The sequence below is a fragment of the Simonsiella muelleri ATCC 29453 genome (genome assembly GCF_002951835.1).
Taxonomy (GTDB): domain Bacteria; phylum Pseudomonadota; class Gammaproteobacteria; order Burkholderiales; family Neisseriaceae; genus Simonsiella; species Simonsiella muelleri.
In genome coordinates this window covers 657,943-676,039 of sequence record NZ_CP019448.1, presented here as the reverse complement: position 1 = coordinate 676,039, position 18,097 = coordinate 657,943, and the positions used below count along the sequence as shown (strand labels likewise).

Below are 18,097 nucleotides of genomic sequence, written 5' to 3'. Positions count from 1 at the left end.
CTGCCTAAAAATCAAAATATCGTTAGAATAGGACTTTTCCGCCAAAAGGAAATTTCCATGAACACGACTTCAACCGATTTATCGCTCAATCAACAATGGTATCAAGACTATACCGCACAACAAAATCCCACTAATCAAAAATTACTCCAAACCGCGCAACAATTAGCCGAAAAATATTATCCAGCCAATGCCACTGGACGAAAAAGCGGCGAACCCTTGATACCACGCGTTTTTGCGTCTGCAAAAATGGTCGGTGAAATGGACTTGCTGCCCGATGCGGTCGCCGCCACCATACTCACTTACGCGCAATTGCATATCCCCGATTGGAAAACCGTTCTGACAGAACAATGCTGCCCAAATGTCGCAATGTTGGTACAAGGTATTGATGAAGTTCAGAAATTAACTCATTTTGCCCGTGTGGATAATCTGACTACCCCCGAAGAACGTGCCAACCAAGCCGAAACCATGCGTAAAATGTTATTGGCGATGGTGTCGGATATTCGTGTGGTGCTGATTAAATTGGCATTGCGTACACGTACCATGCAATATTTTGCGCAAGTACCTGATAGTCCACATAAACGCAGTGTGGCAAAAGAAACTTTGGATATTTTCGCGCCGTTGGCAAATCGGTTGGGTGTGTGGCAACTGAAATGGCAACTTGAAGATTTGGGCTTCCGCTACCAAAATCCCGAAGAATATAAACGCATTGCCAAATTATTAGATGAAAAACGCGATGAACGTTTGAAATATATTGACGCATTTTTAGGCAGCCTGAAAACCGCCGTCAATCAAGCAGGTATTGTGTGTGATGTTGCTGGTCGCCCCAAACACATTTATTCCATTTATAAAAAAATGGTTAAGAAAAAATTGGATTTTGATGGTCTATACGACATCAGAGCAGTACGCGTGCTGGTCAATACCATAGCCGAATGCTATACCACATTAGGGATTGTGCATAGCTTGTGGCAACCCATTCCAGGTGAGTTTGATGATTATATCGCCAATCCAAAAGGCAATGGCTACAAGAGCTTACACACCGTTATCGTGGGACCAGAAGACAAAGGCATTGAGGTTCAAATTCGTACCCATGAAATGCACGAATTCAACGAGTTTGGTGTGGCTGCGCACTGGCGATACAAAGAAGGCGGCAAAGGCGATTCCGCTTACGAACAAAAAATTGCATGGTTGCGACAATTATTGGATTGGCGCGAAAACATGGCACAAAGCGGCACAGACGATTTAGCCGCCGCATTCAAAACCGAATTGTTCAATGACACGATTTATGTTCTGACACCGCATGGCAAAGTATTCTCATTGCCAGTGGGTTCTACGCCAATTGATTTCGCCTACGCCTTACACAGCGATTTAGGCGACCGTTGTCGCGGTGCAAAAGTGGACGGGCAAATCGTGCCATTGTCCACACCTTTGGAAAACGGACAACGCGTGGAAATCATCGCAGCCAAAGAAGGCGTACCATCGGTAAACTGGTTACACGAAGGCTGGGTTAAATCCAACAAAGCCATCAATAAAATTCGCGCCCATATTCGCCAACAAAATGCGGAAACCATTCGCGAAAATGGTAAAAATCAATTTGAAAAAATCGTCAATAAAATCAATCCAAAGCCTAATCATCAACACGTTTGTGAGAAATTGGGTTTCAGGCTACTTGATGATTTGTACACCGCAATTGGTCAAGGAGAAGTAACACCCCGAGCCATACAAAAAGCCTGTGGCTTGCTGGCTGAACCCACGCCCAAACCCATTTCCGAAACCACGATTGTGAAGAAATCCAAAATTCAATCAGGTGGCAAAAATGGGGTTTTGGTTGATGGCGAGGGCGGTTTATTGACCAATTTAGCCAAATGCTGCAAACCTGCACCGCCTGATTTAATCGTGGGATTTGTAACGCGTGATAAGGGCGTGTCCATTCATCGTCAAGGTTGCACGGATTTTGAGCATTTGGCGGCGCAATCGCCTGAAAAAGTAATGGTGGCAAGCTGGGCAGATGCGGATACCAATCACATTTACGCGATTGATATTGAGATTCGTGCTCAAGACCGCAACGGTTTGTTACGAGATGTGTCGGATACTTTAGCACGACACAAATTGAACGTAACCGCCGTCCAAACCCAAACACGCGATTTAGAAGCGAGTATGCGCTTTACGCTGGAAGTAAGACAAGTTAATGAATTACCTAGAGTTTTGGCAAGTTTAGCTGAAGTTAAAGGCGTTAACAGCGTAACTCGATTATAATGATGTTAATTTAGAACCTGTGTTCGTAAGATTGATGACTGCTTTTAAGATTATGAACACGGATTCTTAAAGGCAGCCTTCATTATTCTAAAAAATACGATATTATTTATTAATCAATTTATTATATTTAAAAATATGATGGACATACCCAAAATATTCAAAATCCTTGCCAATGAACACCGCTACCAAATGTTGCAATGGCTCAAGCAGCCTGAACACCACTTTCCACCACACGCCTGCCAGCCACCTGGATTTCATGGCGGAGTGAGTGTCAGCTTGATTGTAGAGAAATCAGGTTTGGCACAATCGGTCGTATCGGCTTATTTGAAATCGTTGAAAAAAGCAGGTTTAGTGGAAAGCAAACGAGCTGGTAAATTAACGTATTACCGCTACAATAAAACTCAAATTAAACAGTTTATCAAATATTTAGATATGGAATTATAATATCTAAAATTTTAGAAGTCTATTTTCAGGCTGCCTGAAAAACTATTTCTGACAATTCGCACAATAAAATGTACCACGTTGTCCCAAAACTGTTTTTTCAATCAAACTTCCACACATTTTGCACGTTTCGCCGGCTCGTCCATACACTTTATATTCTTGTTGGAAATAGCCACTTTTGCCATCAGAATTCACAAAATCGCGCAAAGTGCTGCCACCCGTCTCAATGGCGCGTTGCAAAATGTGTTTGATTGCGCTGACTAAATTTTCACAATCATTTAAACTCAATGAATTAGCTGGACGGTTAGGCAATAAGGCAGCCTGAAATAAACTCTCATTGGCATAAATATTGCCGACACCCACCACAATCGCATTGTCCATTATCATCAATTTAATCGCCCGATTTTTACCACGCAATTGATTCAATAAATAGCTTGCAGTAAACTCATCAGATAACGGCTCAACACCCAAATTTTTCAATAAATCATGATGTTCTGCTACACCAGCCAACCACAAAATCGCGCCAAATCGTCTTGGGTCGTGATAACGCAACAGTGTACCGTCCGCAAAAATCGCATCAAAATGGTCGTGTTTTCCAGCTTCAGGCTGCCTGCCGTGGAAAATTCGCAAGCTCCCCGACATCCCCAAATGAATCATTAACACCCCCGCATCTAATTCAATCAACAAATATTTAGCGCGACGACGACAATGACGCACCACTTGCCCTTGCAAAATTTGCACTAAATCATCGGGCATTTTCCAACGCAATTTAGGTTGTCGGACAATCACTTGTGTAATTTTCTGATTGAGAATATGGGGCGCGATGCCACGTAAAGTGGTTTCTACTTCGGGTAATTCAGGCATGATTTTTTCTAATTTATTCAATAAAATAATAACCCTTTTGCTTTGTCAGCAAAAGGGTCTTGAAACTGGCACGCCCACGGGGATTCGAACCCCGGTTGCCGCCGTGAAAGGGCAGTGTCCTAGGCCTCTAGACGATGGGCGCGTGGGAAAGGTTAGGTATTATAAGGATTTTTTTGGCAACGTCAAGTAGAAAACTTGAAAAATATTAATTGCCATCATTTTGAACCACGCGACCATTATTTAGTTTAACCGCAACATTCAGGCAGCCTGTGCTTTGTGCGGGCGAAATTTGCACTGATTCGGCGCGAAGTTGTCCACTATTCCATGCTTGCGTTTCGCTGGCAGACAAGGCAATCGCCACAGAACCACATGACACAGGTTTCAAATCTTTAGCATTGAATAATTTAATGTGTAAACGATTTTCCAACGCATTAGCTGTACCTTTTGCCATTTGTGCAACATCAGATGATAAATGCGCAATACTCACATGATTTGATGAACAATAAGTTTGCGGTTTGATGATGGATTGCCCACGGAAATTCACGCGCCCTGTTCCCCACTGATAAGTATTAAAACGGTCTTTAATGGCTTTCATTTCGCAACCTGCCACCAAATTATCAGGCTGTGTGGGTGTTTCGGCTTTACTAAAAACATATTCACCATCTGCCATCGGCAAGCTGTTATCATCAATCAAATGCGCGAAACCTGCATTTAACGTTTTGATGTAATCAGCTTTTTTGGCTAATCCATTCGTATCGCGTGTGATGGTAAAACTGTCGTTATACAAGGCTTGGTCGGCACGATTACTCATCAGCACATAAATATTACTGCGGCGGTCTTGCCAAATTTTATACATAATATCCGCTGCTTTACCGTGATACGGCGTGCCTACATACATCAAATTATTACACACACCATCGCCATGTTGGTAGCTGCGCCACTCGTAGCCGTCTTCCAAAAAACGTGGTGGCAACAACACAGGATAAGCCAATTTGGCAAATGTCTCACAACTGATTTTAGCGTCTTTTTGCGCCCAAGGATTGTAGATTTGAAAATCACGACTCACTTGAATCAAACTGTTCTGATTCAAATCGCTAGGCTTAGATACCGTACTGGCAGAGGCAGCATAATTGGGTAAAGCTTCACTGCCTACACCAATTGCAGGCTCACTGGCCGCACTGTTAACAGATTCTGGCACTTCACTGTTTTGCAGGCTGCCTGAATTGCCCCAAATATGATTTGCCATACCATCGCGGTACAAACCTTGTACCCAAACACTCAATCCCGTAAACAACAACAACGCCGCAAAACCCGATTTTAAACCGCCTTTCGGATACCGCCAGCGAATAGAGGTCGCTACCAATAAATAACCCGATGCCAACCAAAAAATAATCCCAATGCCAACCTTAATACTAAAACGCTGAAAATACAAATTGATAGATGCAACAGACATCATCATAAAAATCAACAAAGCGTGCAAAATCGGTAATTTGACTTCGTGTAGACGGAAAATCACACGCACATAATACAAACTAGTAAACAAAAACAACCAGTTAAATGGATTAAATGATGCCATCAACGAAAAAATAGACCACAAACCAGCTGTGTCATCTTTAAATGGCAACAGCATGGACGCGCCAAAAAAAGTCATGGCAAAACCAATCAGCAATTTTTGCAATGGTCGCCGCGCATTTGCCATTTTGTTGGCTTGAGCATCGGCGCGTGGATTGCGTGAATTTGTTTGATTTGGACGAGGCGGCATGTAGCGTAATTCCTGAACGGCTTATGGATTCAAAATAGGCGTGAATTCAACTGCATTAGCGAATCAACACGTTAATTTTTAGATGTCTTTGTATGGTAAATTATTTTCAGGCAGCCTGAAAATGATTTGCAAAAAATAGTCGCTATTATAGCACCGATGAAAATATTTTCATGAATTTAGTCAAGCATCACATAAATATGAGACATTTTAACGCAAATTAGCCTTTGAAACCGTTAAGACGGTGCGCAGCTTTTTTGTTAAAATGTAACAACTTTTGTTTTTGGGGTTTACAGGCTGCCTGAAAACACCACATTCGCCTTAACCGTTTTATTTTAAAGTTACCTTAATAATGTTATTTCATTTAAATCAATATCCTATTTCTGATTTCAAACGCGAAACACGCCAATTAATTACGTTAGCATTACCGATGATGTTGGCGCAAATTGCGGCAGTAGGCGTAGGTGTAGTGGACACAGCAATGGCTGGCAGCGCAAGCAAAAATGATTTAACGGCAGTGGCATTGGGCAGTTCGGTGTTTTCCACGTTGTTTATCACGTTTATGGGCGTGATGGCGGCACTCAATCCCATCATTGCACAACTACACGGCTCAGGCAAAACGCAAGCTGTGGGTGAAATGGGGCGACAAGGTGTTTGGTTTGGTCTGTTATTGGGCGTGGTAAGTATGCTGTTTATTTTGTGCATGATTGCACCGTTTCAGCACTATTTGAATTTGTCTGATAACATTGAAACCATGTTGGGTGATTATTTGTATTACACGGCTTGGGGCATGCCTGCGGCATTGTTGCATCGTGCTTTACACGCCTACGCGTCCAGTTTAAATCGCCCCAAACCAATTATGTGGGTCAGTTGGGCGGCATTGTTTTTGAATGTTCCATTAAATTATGTTTTTGTGTACGGCAAATTTGGACTGCCTCAAATGGGGGGTGCAGGCTGCGGCTTGGCAACAGCGATTGTATTTTGGTTCAATGCGTTGGCATTGGGTGCGTATGTGGCGAAACACACATATTTTCGCCCATTTGGTTTGACCCAAAAATTTAGTTTACCCAGTTGGCAAGCGCAAAAACAAATTTTGTCACTGGGCTTACCAATTGGTTTTTCGTATTTTTTGGAAGCCAGTTTATTCAGTATGATTGTGTGGTTAATTGCAGATTTGGGGCAAGATTATGTGGCAGCACAACAAGTCGTATTAAGCATCAGCAGCATGGTTTACATGATTCCGCAAGCAATTGGTTCAGCAGCGACCGTGCGCGTGGGTTATGCTTTGGGACAACGTAACCCACACTTAGCGCGATACATGAGTGGTGTGGCGTTAAGTAGCGGCGCATTTTTAGCCATCATTACACTGATTTTTCTGATGGTTTTCCGTTTTCCACTGATTCGAATCTACACGCAAGATACCGCCGTGATTCACATCGCCAATGGTGTGTTATTGTGTGCCGCTATTTTTCAATTATTTGATTTTACACAGTGTATTGCATCATATGCTTTACGTGGCTACAAATTATCGCGTATGCCGATGTTGATTCACGCGGTGGCATTTTGGGGATTGGGCTTGCTACCAGGGTATGCGTTGGGATATGGTTTAGGCTTAGGTATTTATGGCTTTTGGTTGGCGTTGATTTTTTCGTTGGCAAGTGCCGCAGTGGCATTGGTTTATTATTTGGAACGCTTTAGTTTACAAACAACACGTGCAACAAAATACAGTACGTTACATTCAAATTAATACAGCGTTTAAATTATAGTCGTTCAAAATGATAAAAATACTACTTGTCTGCTCGCTTATGTACGGAATTGTACACGGCGGTCGTTGTTGCCTTGTCCTATTTTTATTTGAAACGACTATTTTCAGGCAGCCTGAAAGATTTTGTTGTGAATTTAGTTCGTTGGGCATACAGCTCTTGCCTGTAAAACAAATTAAAATTTTAGAGAATCAAAATGTTAGAGATTTTAACGCATCATAATTTATTACCCTACAACACATTTGGTTTACACGCCAACGCTGCGCGATTTTGTGAATTAACCGATGTTAATCAACTCATTGACATCTACTCACGCCCCGATTTTGACCCAACCAACACGCTTTGGCTCGGTGGTGGCAGCAACGTGCTGTTTATGGAAGACTATGACGGTTTAGTCGTCCACATGGCAAACAAAGGGGTACAGAAAGTCGGACGCAAACAAGGCAAAGTATTATTGGAAGCACAAGCTGGCGAAATTTGGCACGATTTTGTCATCAAAACCATCAGCATGGGTTTGAGTGGCTTGGAGAATTTGAGCTTGATTCCAGGAACAGTCGGTGCATCGCCCGTACAAAACATTGGCGCATATGGCGTTGAAGTGAAAGATTTTATTGAACATGTGCGCTGTTTTGATTTACAAACCCATGAATTTATTGAATTAAGCAATAAAGATTGTTTATTCAATTATCGTGATAGCATTTTCAAACATGGTGGAAAAGGTCGTTATGTCATTGTTTCAGTTACCTTTGCGCTGAATACGCAATTTGAACCTGTGATTCAATACGGCGATTTAGCCAAAGTCATCGCAGAACAATGTGGCGAACGCGAACCCAACGCCAAAGACGTTTCCAATGCTGTGTGCAAAATCCGCCAAAGCAAATTGCCCAACCCTGCCGAATTAGGCAACGTGGGCAGTTTCTACAAAAATCCCATTATTTCTGCCGAGAAATTCCGTGAATTGCACACAAAATTTCCAAATATTCCGCATTATCCTCAAAAAGATGGCAACGTGAAAATTGCCGCAGGTTGGCTGATTGATCAATGTGGTTTAAAAGGCAAACAAATTGGTGGCGCTGCCGTTCATGACAAACAAGCTCTTGTTTTAATTAATAAAAACAAGGCTATCGCATCTGATGTGCGTGGTTTATCTAATTTTATTTGCGCCGATGTGTGGGTAAAATTTGGGGTTTCGTTGGTTGCTGAACCGTTATGGCTACCTGAATAATGGCGATATGGGCAACCAATCAATTCGCCAAAAAATCTTTCAGGCAGCCTGAAAACCACACTGCCCTATTCTAAAAATCTCTAAAAATCAGCTTAATGAATCAGACATCTTGATTTCTGTTTCACAAGCCCTTATCTTAGGGATTGTAGTTTTTATTAATTTATCTCAAGGAAAAGAAAATGAGCGATAACATCGTACACGTTACCGATGCGACTTTTGAAACAGAAGTTTTACAATCGGAAATCCCTGTTTTGTTGGATTTTTGGGCACCTTGGTGTGGACCATGCAAAATGATTGCGCCTGTTTTGGATGAATTAGCCACCGAATTAGCGGGACAAGTGAAAATTGCCAAAATCAATGTTGATGATAATCAAGCCGTTCCTGCACAATTTGGCGTTCGTGGCATTCCGACACTGATTATCTTCAAAGATGGTCAAGCCTTAGCGACTAAGGTAGGTGCGTTGGCGAAAAATCAATTAGCTGCTTTTGTCAATGCGTCTATTGCCTAATTCACGAGACAGCTTTAATTTAAAAATAAAAAGGCAACCTGAAAACACGAAGTTCGTTTTCAGGTTGCCTTTTATCTGTACAATTAATACACACGTAAATCCAGTTCTCCAGCGAACCATCTTAATTTTTCTGCACTGTAAATTACACTGAAAATAACTCAACAGATCTAATCAGTTCGATATGTTGTTAACGGAAAATGGCTAGTAAATGGCATGCTCCCTACTACTTCCGTGTGAAATTCACTGGTATGAACTTGGTTTAAATCCCCGCGTAGCTAAATTCGTTAATCGTGAACGCGGTTTGGCAGTGTGGGTATTTGATTTCGTGCATTTTATTATTCTCTTGATTAAATTAAAAATTTATAGAATTTAAAGAGAGATTTAAAGCAGTTTGAAAAATTAAACTGCTCACAAATTAATCCCACCTAATATGATTTTCAGTTAATTTTCTATATTTTGTATCATTACGTATTTTATTTAAAATAGATTTATTGTCTTTTAAATATTGAAAAATCTCTTTTAGCCTTTCATTAATCATATTTTTTTCTACAATCTCGATTACTTGCATCATTTGCTTATGACAAATTGGATTTGTTAAATTATTTGCAATTTCGTCAGAATGCATTGCAGCCAAGAAATATGGAATATGTTTATCACCAATCATGTTTAATAATTTATCATATAAAGGTTTGCCAACTGGAGATACACCATCGTTATAGTTACATCCTTTTCCTATTCTGCAAATTAATACATATTTCAATAATTTCAAAGCACACTCATCAGGAATATCGTTAACAGTTTTTAGATATGATAAAATTTTTCTCATATAATTTGGTTCTGTATGAAAATTATTATGCCCATATCTTGCAGATAATAAATTCTCTAGGTGTTCATTTATTTCAATAATTTTATCTTGTATTGTTTTATATTCGTTGCCATTGCATAGCTGAAAAAAACTTTCAGCTAAAATCTGCTTGTCAGTCTGTATATTGACTTTATATCCATTAAGCCTAATCCCTAGCTGTATTTTAATTTCGGTATCGGCTTTATTCCAGATATGAGGTGCTATTAGTGAAATATTTTTTCTTACAATTTCAGCTGTATTATCTTCAGTATATATGCTAAACAGTGTATTTAATAAATTATTAGTATTATGCAAAGATAGTTCATTTATTGAATTTTTCATTGCTTCAACGTTGGTAGCAGATAAAAGCTCAGTTGATGTCTTAATACCGATAATAAATTTCTGAATATTTATGGCAGCAGGAGATGGTTTTTCCTCTAAAATCTCATTGATACATGTTTGAAGCCAACCTAGTAATTCAAAAGCATTGATAGAGTACGTATTAGGATGTGAAGCTCCGATATCATTACGCATTGCTAATATGTGAAGTAATTTAGTTTGTAGAATATCTGAAATTAATTCCAATTTTTTACATGTATTAATTAAAGTATTATCTTTTAAGCCAGCTAAATCTTCCTCCTTTTCATAGTCATCTCTATTATTTCCACCTACTGCTGCATCAAAAAATAAATCAAGTCCATAAGATATAGCTTTTGCTCTTAATGCAATAACAACTTCATTCCATATGTAATTTAGAGATGCATCAAAGAGACCAATTGCAGTACCAGCAACAAATTTAGATAAATAACGAGCATTTTGTTTTATTTCTGGACTTAAATTTAGAATAAATTGCTCAAGGTTAGTACTAATAATTTTTCTATCACTTAATGGTGCAATAACATTATTAGTGGGCAACCCCAAATAAGTAAGATAATTTTCAAAAGGTGCTGTATCAATAGGCTGAATTTGAATAGGTGCTTGGCTAGAAAGAGTTAAATTTGACATATAAAATCCTATAAATTAATCATTTATCAATATTTGAGATATTGTCTATTATATTCAAATTTTCAAGCTTTTTCAAACAAATAGACATTAAAATATTTTTTACTTAGATAAATACCACACGTAAAAATTTTTATAAATTTGTAATAATAAACATGTTCCAGCATTTTCATTTAATTAATAATACCCTCCCACTCTTTCAGCAACCGTTTAACCGAAACAGGACTAGGCGTTCTTAACTCCTGCGCAAACAGCGAAACCCGCAATTCCTGAATGCTCCAAAAGAACCCAGCCAATTTATCAGAAACTGCTTGATTTTGCATTTTGGCTGCCTGAACACGCTCTGTCCATGCCATTTCCAGCTCTTGAATATCATCTTCACGCATTTTGTCACGAGTGGAATTAGCGGAATATTTTTCCATTCGCTTTTGCATGGCTTGCAGATAAATGGGCAGGCGTTGCCATTGTTGCCAAGGCGTTTGGCTGACAAATTGTGGATAAATCAATTTTTCAAGCTGTTGTTTTAACGTGTAATTAAGTGGATGCTTGCCCATCATATTTACCAAAACCGCATACTGATTCGCCACCTCCAACAAGTGCTTATTCAAGGCTTCCTTTACGGCTGGCAGGCGGCTTCTGGCTCGTTTAACTTGCTCTTTGAAGTCTTTTTCGTTGCGTGGCAATTCGTCTTCGCCGATAAACGCTCGGTCGCAAACCGCTTGTGTGATGTCTTCTCGCAATGTGTCCACGCCGATTTGTTTGAGTTGCATCGCGATTTGTGTGAAATTCAACAAGCCTTTATTTAAGTCTTTAACTTGTTCTTTTAGCTGCAATTTCATCAACTCAATCACGCCTTGACGATGTGCCGCTTGCGCCATGTCGTTCGTATCAAACAAACGCAGTGCAATTTTGCCATCTTTTTCTTTTTGCAAGCCCAAATAACCGACCAATTGCTGTTTACCACGCGCAAATTTAATGCTTTCAGGCAGCGTGCCGATGTCCCAAACCGTAATATTTTCACGTTCAAATTCTTGTGTGTTGTCTCGGAAAGTTAAGCTAGCTGATTTGCCAAGTTGTTGTTGAATTTGGATTAAATCTCGCCCCATCGCCAATTCTTGTCCGCCATCGTCTACAATTTTTAAATTGAAATAACAATGTTCGGGCAGCCTGAAAGCCGCCCATTCGTTTAAATCAATCTGTTCCAATAAACGCATATCACCTGCGTGTTTAGCGATGGCATGGGCAAGTTGTGGCAAAATCGGGGCGGACGTGTCGGGTTCACTCAACAAAAATTGCGTGATAAATTCAGGCACAGGCACACACACACGGCGAATTTGTTTTGGCAAGGCTTTGATTAACAATTGTAATTTTTCTCTAATCATACCTTGCACCAACCATTCTAATTGATGCGGATTGATGCGATTAAGTACAGTCAACGGCACAATTAACGTTACGCCGTCCATTGGATGATGTGGTTCAAAACGATACAAAAGCTTGAATTTACCGTCAGCTGTTTTCCAAAATTTCGGAAATTGTTCTTCGGTAACGTGGGCGGCGGCGTGTTGCATCAAATCTTCTTTATTTAAAAATAAAGAATTAATGGTTTCAGTATCGGTATGTTTTAGCCATGTTTCAAAGGTGCGAATATCGGCAAGCGGTTTACCATTTGGCAATTTTTCAGGCAGCCTGCGATGATAAAAATCAAACAAAATCTCATCATCAATCAAAATATCTTGTTTACGCGATTTATTTTCTAAATCAATGACTTCTTTAATCAATTTTTTATTGTGAACAAAAAAGGCAGCCTGCAAATCGCATTCTTGCGCCACCAACGCACCACGGATAAACAATTCACGCGCTTCATCGGGTGCAACTCGCCCATACGCCACCGCACGGCGTGGCAAAACCGTTAAACCATAAAGGGTTACACGCTCGCTCGCCACAACTTCGCCGCGTTTGCGTTCCCAATGTGGCTCAAAATAATGGTAACGCACCAAATGTGGTGTTTCCTGCTCAATCCATTCGGGCTGAATGCTTGCCACATCTCGGGCATATAATTTGGACGTTTCAGTCAATTCGGCAGCAAGCACCCATTTTGGCTTACTTTTAAATAAGTTAGATGCTGGGAACAAGTGAAAATGCGAACCTCTCACCCCAATATAATCGTTGGCATCAGGCAATTTTTGTCCAACATTTGCTACCAAACCCGTCAACAACGCCCGATGAATTTGCTCATAACTGGCTTGTTTTTTCGCTTGAACATTGGCACGATGATTTTTCTTATCTAATTGTTTTTGTTTTAATTTAGCAGACAAATCTAAATTATCAGATAATTCGGATTGTTCAAACAGCGACAAGTTTTCAGGCTGCCTGAACGTTTGTTCTTTGCTCGCCAAGCCCATTTCCACAACTGTTTCAACCAATTGAGTATATAATTCGCGCCATTCACGCATTCGCAAATGAGATAGGAAATATTGATGACACCATTGAATCAATTGTTTATTAGAGAGTTTTTTATCACGCTCACGCTGAAAGCTGTCCCAAATATTCAAATACGTCAAAAAATCCGACTGTTTATCCGCAAAACGCTCGTGTGCCTTATTCGCCAAATCACGCACTTCAAGCGGTCGCTCGCGTGGGTCTTGGATAGACAAGGCAGACACAATAATCAGCATTTCCGCCATACAATCGTGTTTTTGTGCCGCCAATAAAATTCGGCTGATTTTCGGGTCTAATGGCAGGCGTGCCATTTTTTTGCCTAAAGGGGTGAGTTGGTATTTTGGAGTTGGGGTTTTCAGGCTGCCTGAAAAGGTTCTGATCGGAGAAATTTGTTGATTGTTCATAATATTATAGATTGAGTATCTATACCCAATATTTTATTGAAATGACTATAACCGAGTAATTATGAATACTATACTCACTCATCACGCTGGATAAATTGATGAGTTATATTATGTTATGAATATTAGTGGTATTTACATTTATAATTAGTTTATGTCTATTGATTTAGATTTTTCCACTCTAAAAATAGATTTTCTCCTAAATATTCCAATAAAAATAAAACAAAAGAACTAAATACCAAAACTGAATTATTATTCAAGATATATTTATTTAATTGATTTTCATATATGGATAATTGAGCCCATTCGTCTATATTATAATTACTTGGAAATTCAAAGTTATTATGAACTAATAGATTAGCTTGTTTTAAATGAGCTATCAAATTTTGATTCAAAGTTTCCTTGTGTAAATCATCAATCAATTCAAATTTGTTATATGTGATTTTGTGAATGTATTTCTTATATTTTTTCCCTGATGCAATTTTAAAAACTTCACAAATATCACAACCATAAATAGGATGATAAAAAGATTCAACCATTGGATAACTAATATATAATTTTCCATTTTCCTTATGGTTATCAAAAAGTCGTAGCATTTTAGGAATGCAAGCAGTATAATTCTGAGCTAACGGTTCATGTCCATCAAAATCTAAAAACAAATAGATACCTAAAAAATCACGTTCTTTTTTATCTTTTAAAACCCCATTCTTATCATATTTTATTTTTAAGAAAAGAAACATATTGATGCTGCTTCCGATTTCTTCTTGTTCCTTTAAATAAGCATGATAAATATGATAAATATTAGTACATAAAGGAACAAATTCTATTTTCTTTCTGATAAATTCCTCATTTAATTTTTTTAAAATTTCTACTTCACTCACTTCTCCTTCAACAATACATAAAATTTGCTTATTGGTCATTATCAAATTCTCCTGCTTGATACATTTTTTCAAGATTGTGAACTTCTCTTAATTCACGAACAGTTGATTTATTTAATGCTCGTATTTCTTTACCATTAATAATATAGCCACAATCAGGGCGAATTAATTGATTATCTAATAAATTAGTATTATGTGTTGTTAAAATAACTTGTGTATTTGGTAATTTTTTTAATTTATCAATAATTTTTTCAGATAATGCAAAGTGATAAGAACAGTCAAACTCATCAATAAATAACAATGGAATTTGATTTTTTTTGATACTTTGCCACCAATAATAGAGGAAGGTTAAACTTAAAGTACCAGTAGAGATAATATCAAAAAATGGTAAGACTTTATCTCCCATTTTTGCACCTATAATATTTTTATTCAATTGATCAACATTTACAAGCTGAAAATTTAATCCAAAATCATTTAAAAAATTTTCAAAATCCTTTAAGTTTTTATTTGCAAGAATATCTTGTTCAATATTATTCAAGCCCGTACTATACCCTGAAAAAACTTTCCCTTCAAAAACACTACGAAAATACAAGATATGAGTAACAAATTCCATAAATTTGACAAAAACAGCATTATTTGCATTTCTTTTATCTAAATTACTATTACTATAAATATATTTTACCGCTGACAAATTTTGTGATGGATTAATATTTTTATTTAGATGTTCAGTACCTGTCAAATTTGTAAATAAAGATTGGTTTAACTGATAATCTAGTACAATTTCATCATTAATTACCATTTTTTCAGATATAAGAATACTATTCTCATTTTTTTGATATTCATAATTGAGATTTTTTATTTTTTTATTTTTATCTAAAAAAATAAATTCAAATTTGAAAGTTGCATATTTTTCTTTTGATAATGCATTTAAATAGTTTTCTTTACTAATATTATTATCGTTATCTGTTAAATGCTCCACCAAGTCAAATAAAGCCCAGCCTAAATTTGATTTTCCCGTACCATTTTCTCCATAAATCAAAGCCAGTTTAATTAAATCTTGATGAATGCAATCAATATTAAATGCGTAATTACTCGCAGTTAAATCAAATTCTAATGTTTCATTAAATCGACGATAATTGCGAACTGAAAATTTCTTTAACATGATATAGCCTTATAATAAAATGAATAATGTCAAGTCTTGACAAATCTAATTTAAGATTTTAACACAAATATCCGTATAAAAAATACGGTTCCTTATGATTTTTACAAGAATCAGTATTACTTTTTTTCTTTTCAGGCTGCCTGAAATATTTTTAGACGATATTTTATTACTCAATCGCCCCCAACTCCAACAAAACCTGATACCCATCATTGATATAGCGTTGTTCGGGCATATCCAATAGCGGAAACGTCTCCATATCACCAAACCCCAAGGACATCAACCGCAAAATCACGCCCGACAAATTGCTACGTAAAATTTCTGGGTCAGTAAATTCGGAACGTTGATTAAAATCTTCTTCTGAAAACAAGCGGATACACACACCAGCCGAAATGCGTCCGCAACGTCCTGAACGTTGTTTGCAGGCAGCCTGCGAGATTTTTTCAACGTGTAATTGTTCCACTTTCGCACGCGCCGAATAGCGTTTCACACGCGCCAAACCCGTGTCCACCACATATTTAATGCGTGGCACGGTCAATGATGTTTCTGCCACGTTGGTCGCCAAAATAATTCGCCGTGTGTCGCCTGTTGGGTGAAAGATTTTGTGCTGTTCTTGCGCCGATAATCGCGCAAAAAGCGGCAAAATGTCGTCATTTTTGCGTAATGGCGATTTTCGTAAGGCTTCGGCAGCTTCGCGGATTTCTCGCTCACCCGACAAAAACACCAGCACATCGCCTTGTCCCAAACGCGCCAATTCGTCCACCGCATCCACAATCGCGTCTGCCAATTCAATTTCCGCTTCGTCTTCGTCTTGTTCGTGCAAGGGTCGGTATACAATTTCTACGGGGAAAGTTCGTCCGCTCACTTCAATCACAGGCGCATGATTAAAATGTTGAGAAAATCGTTCTGCGTCAATTGTTGCTGATGTAATAATTAATTTTAAATCAGGACGTTTGGGCAATAATTGTTTCAAAAAACCAAGCAAAAAATCAATATTCAGGCTGCGTTCGTGTGCTTCGTCAATGATAATGGTATCGTAGGCAGATAAAAATCGGTCGGTTTGTGTTTCCGCTAATAAAATGCCATCTGTCATCAATTTAATATAAGAATGTGGCGCAGTTTTATCATTAAACCGCACTTTATAGCCGACTGCTTGCCCGATTTCGCTGTGCAATTCTTCGGCAATTCGTTCCGCCACCGAACGTGCTGCCAAGCGTCTGGGTTGGGTGTGTCCAATCAAACCCGCCACGCCACGCCCCAATTCTAAACAGATTTGGGGAATTTGCGTGGTTTTGCCTGAACCTGTTTCACCACAAATAATGGTTACTTGATTATTTTGAATAGCAAATTTTATTTCATCACGTTTTTCGTAAACAGGTAAATCTTGATTTAACGTGATTTCAGGCAGTCGCGCTTGGCGTTTTAAGTATAAATCGTGGGAATATTGATATTTTTGTTGTACTTTTTCTAAACCACCAAATTTTTCAGGCTGCCTGAAAGCATTTTTCAAAAAGTGGCGGTCTTTGGATAGGGTTTGTGTGAAATTAGGTTGAGGCATTTTATTTTTGTGAATTTAAATTTTTAAAACAAGATTATAACAAAAAATAAAAACTGGCAGCCTGAAAAATCTGCTTGCTTTTCAGGCTGCCTTATTATACAACATATTGATTAAATAAATTATTCCAATTTATTAGATTTGACTACACACCGCGTAATAATTCGTTTACACTGGTTTTGCTGCGTGTTTTGGCATCTACTTTTTTCACAATCACAGCGCAATATAAGCTGTATTTTCCATCTTGGCTAGGCAAATTACCTGACACCACTACCGAACCTGCTGGCACACGTCCGTAGTGAATTTCGCCTGTTTCACGGTCGTAAATTTTGGTGGATTGACCAATGTACACGCCCATGGAAATGACGCTACCTTCTTCCACAATCACGCCTTCCACAATTTCCGAACGTGCGCCAATAAAGCAATTATCTTCAATAATGGTCGGGGCAGCCTGAAGCGGCTCCAATACGCCACCAATGCCCACACCGCCACTCAAATGCACGTTTTTGCCAATTTGGGCACATGAACCAACGGTTGCCCAAGTATCTACCATCGCGCCCTCATCCACATAAGCACCAATATTGACATAAGATGGCATCAAAACCGTATTTTTCGCAATAAAACTGCCACGACGCGCCACTGCACCCGGTACTGCACGGAAACCCGCTGCCTGAAAATCTTCCTGTGTCCAATTAGCGAATTTGGTTGGTACTTTGTCAAAATACTGATTCACGCCATCGCCCAAAACCACATTGTCTTGAATGCGAAAAGACAGCAAAACCGCTTTTTTCGCCCACTCATTCACTTTCCATTGACCAATATCTTGGCGTTCTGCCACGCGTAATGTGCCGTTATCCAATTGGCGCAAGGTTTCCTCAACGGCTTGTTTGACTTCAGGGGTAACGGTTTTGGGTGTGATGTCAGCACGATTTTCAAATGCGGTTTCAATGATTTGTTGTAAAGACATGGTTTTATCCTAGAATTCAGAAGGTTTGAAAGAAGCGC

The 18,097-nt window shown here is 38.8% G+C and carries 14 protein-coding genes and 1 tRNA gene; 6 read left to right on the top strand and 9 right to left on the bottom strand.

The features are described 5' to 3' along the window. Positions 1 to 57: 57 nt before the first annotated feature. Complete coding sequence (locus BWP33_RS03310; protein ID WP_002642924.1) at positions 58 to 2,253, top strand: RelA/SpoT family protein; 2,196 nt, start codon at positions 58 to 60, stop codon at positions 2,251 to 2,253. Between the two features lie 135 nt (positions 2,254 to 2,388). Further along, positions 2,389 to 2,697, top strand: a complete 309-nt coding sequence (locus BWP33_RS03305; protein WP_002642925.1) for an ArsR/SmtB family transcription factor — start codon at positions 2,389 to 2,391, stop codon at positions 2,695 to 2,697. Between the two features lie 42 nt (positions 2,698 to 2,739). Here BWP33_RS03305 and mutM read toward each other — a convergent pair whose 3' ends face one another. The 3 genes from mutM to BWP33_RS03290 all read right to left on the bottom strand — a co-directional run bounded on the left by mutM (position 2,740) and on the right by BWP33_RS03290 (position 5,320). Then, on the bottom strand, positions 2,740 to 3,558 hold the full coding sequence (gene mutM / locus BWP33_RS03300; protein ID WP_002642926.1) for a bifunctional DNA-formamidopyrimidine glycosylase/DNA-(apurinic or apyrimidinic site) lyase: 819 nt from the start codon (positions 3,556 to 3,558) through the stop codon (positions 2,740 to 2,742). Positions 3,559 to 3,624: 66 nt separating this feature from the next. Beyond that, positions 3,625 to 3,700, bottom strand: a tRNA-Glu gene (locus BWP33_RS03295). Positions 3,701 to 3,763: 63 nt separating this feature from the next. Continuing rightward, positions 3,764 to 5,320 (bottom strand): hypothetical protein, encoded by a 1,557-nt coding sequence (locus tag BWP33_RS03290; RefSeq protein WP_002642927.1) that lies wholly within the window; start codon positions 5,318 to 5,320, stop codon positions 3,764 to 3,766. A 349-nt stretch (positions 5,321 to 5,669) separates the two neighbouring features. On the opposite strand from BWP33_RS03290, the gene BWP33_RS03285 reads away from it, so the two are divergent. The 4 genes from BWP33_RS03285 to trxA all read left to right on the top strand — a co-directional run bounded on the left by BWP33_RS03285 (position 5,670) and on the right by trxA (position 8,814). Continuing rightward, positions 5,670 to 7,064, top strand: a complete 1,395-nt coding sequence (locus BWP33_RS03285; protein WP_002642928.1) for an MATE family efflux transporter — start codon at positions 5,670 to 5,672, stop codon at positions 7,062 to 7,064. Positions 7,065 to 7,108: 44 nt separating this feature from the next. Next, positions 7,109 to 7,249 carry a hypothetical protein gene (locus BWP33_RS12295; protein ID WP_155999656.1) on the top strand — a complete coding sequence of 47 codons (141 nt, stop codon included), beginning with the start codon at positions 7,109 to 7,111 and terminating at the stop codon, positions 7,247 to 7,249. 27 nt (positions 7,250 to 7,276) lie between these two features. Continuing rightward, a complete protein-coding gene (gene murB, locus BWP33_RS03280) occupies positions 7,277 to 8,305 on the top strand; it encodes a UDP-N-acetylmuramate dehydrogenase (RefSeq protein ID WP_002642929.1) in 1,029 nt (342 codons plus the stop codon). A gap of 179 nt (positions 8,306 to 8,484) precedes the next feature. Then, on the top strand, positions 8,485 to 8,814 hold the full coding sequence (trxA, locus tag BWP33_RS03275; RefSeq protein ID WP_002642930.1) for a thioredoxin TrxA: 330 nt from the start codon (positions 8,485 to 8,487) through the stop codon (positions 8,812 to 8,814). Positions 8,815 to 9,229: 415 nt separating this feature from the next. Here trxA and BWP33_RS03270 read toward each other — a convergent pair whose 3' ends face one another. From BWP33_RS03270 to dapD, 6 genes are all read right to left on the bottom strand, one after another. Further along, the gene (locus BWP33_RS03270; RefSeq protein ID WP_002642931.1) at positions 9,230 to 10,663 is read right to left on the bottom strand and encodes a hypothetical protein; all 1,434 of its coding nucleotides are present in this window, start codon (positions 10,661 to 10,663) and stop codon (positions 9,230 to 9,232) included. A gap of 170 nt (positions 10,664 to 10,833) precedes the next feature. Continuing rightward, complete coding sequence (locus BWP33_RS03265) at positions 10,834 to 13,503, bottom strand: DUF3418 domain-containing protein (protein WP_002642932.1); 2,670 nt, start codon at positions 13,501 to 13,503, stop codon at positions 10,834 to 10,836. A 155-nt stretch (positions 13,504 to 13,658) separates the two neighbouring features. Beyond that, entirely contained in the window at positions 13,659 to 14,420 is a 762-nt protein-coding gene (locus BWP33_RS03260; RefSeq protein WP_002642933.1) for a hypothetical protein, read from the bottom strand. Next, positions 14,410 to 15,540: an AAA family ATPase gene (locus tag BWP33_RS03255; protein WP_002642934.1), complete on the bottom strand. Its 1,131-nt coding sequence runs from the start codon at positions 15,538 to 15,540 to the stop codon at positions 14,410 to 14,412. Before BWP33_RS03255 ends, BWP33_RS03260 begins: the two co-directional genes overlap by 11 nt. Positions 15,541 to 15,706: 166 nt before the next feature. Next, positions 15,707 to 17,095: an ATP-dependent RNA helicase HrpA gene (gene hrpA, locus BWP33_RS03250; RefSeq protein WP_002642935.1), complete on the bottom strand. Its 1,389-nt coding sequence runs from the start codon at positions 17,093 to 17,095 to the stop codon at positions 15,707 to 15,709. Between the two features lie 142 nt (positions 17,096 to 17,237). Further along, positions 17,238 to 18,059 carry a 2,3,4,5-tetrahydropyridine-2,6-dicarboxylate N-succinyltransferase gene (gene dapD / locus BWP33_RS03245; protein ID WP_002642936.1) on the bottom strand — a complete coding sequence of 274 codons (822 nt, stop codon included), beginning with the start codon at positions 18,057 to 18,059 and terminating at the stop codon, positions 17,238 to 17,240. Positions 18,060 to 18,097 lie beyond the last annotated feature (38 nt).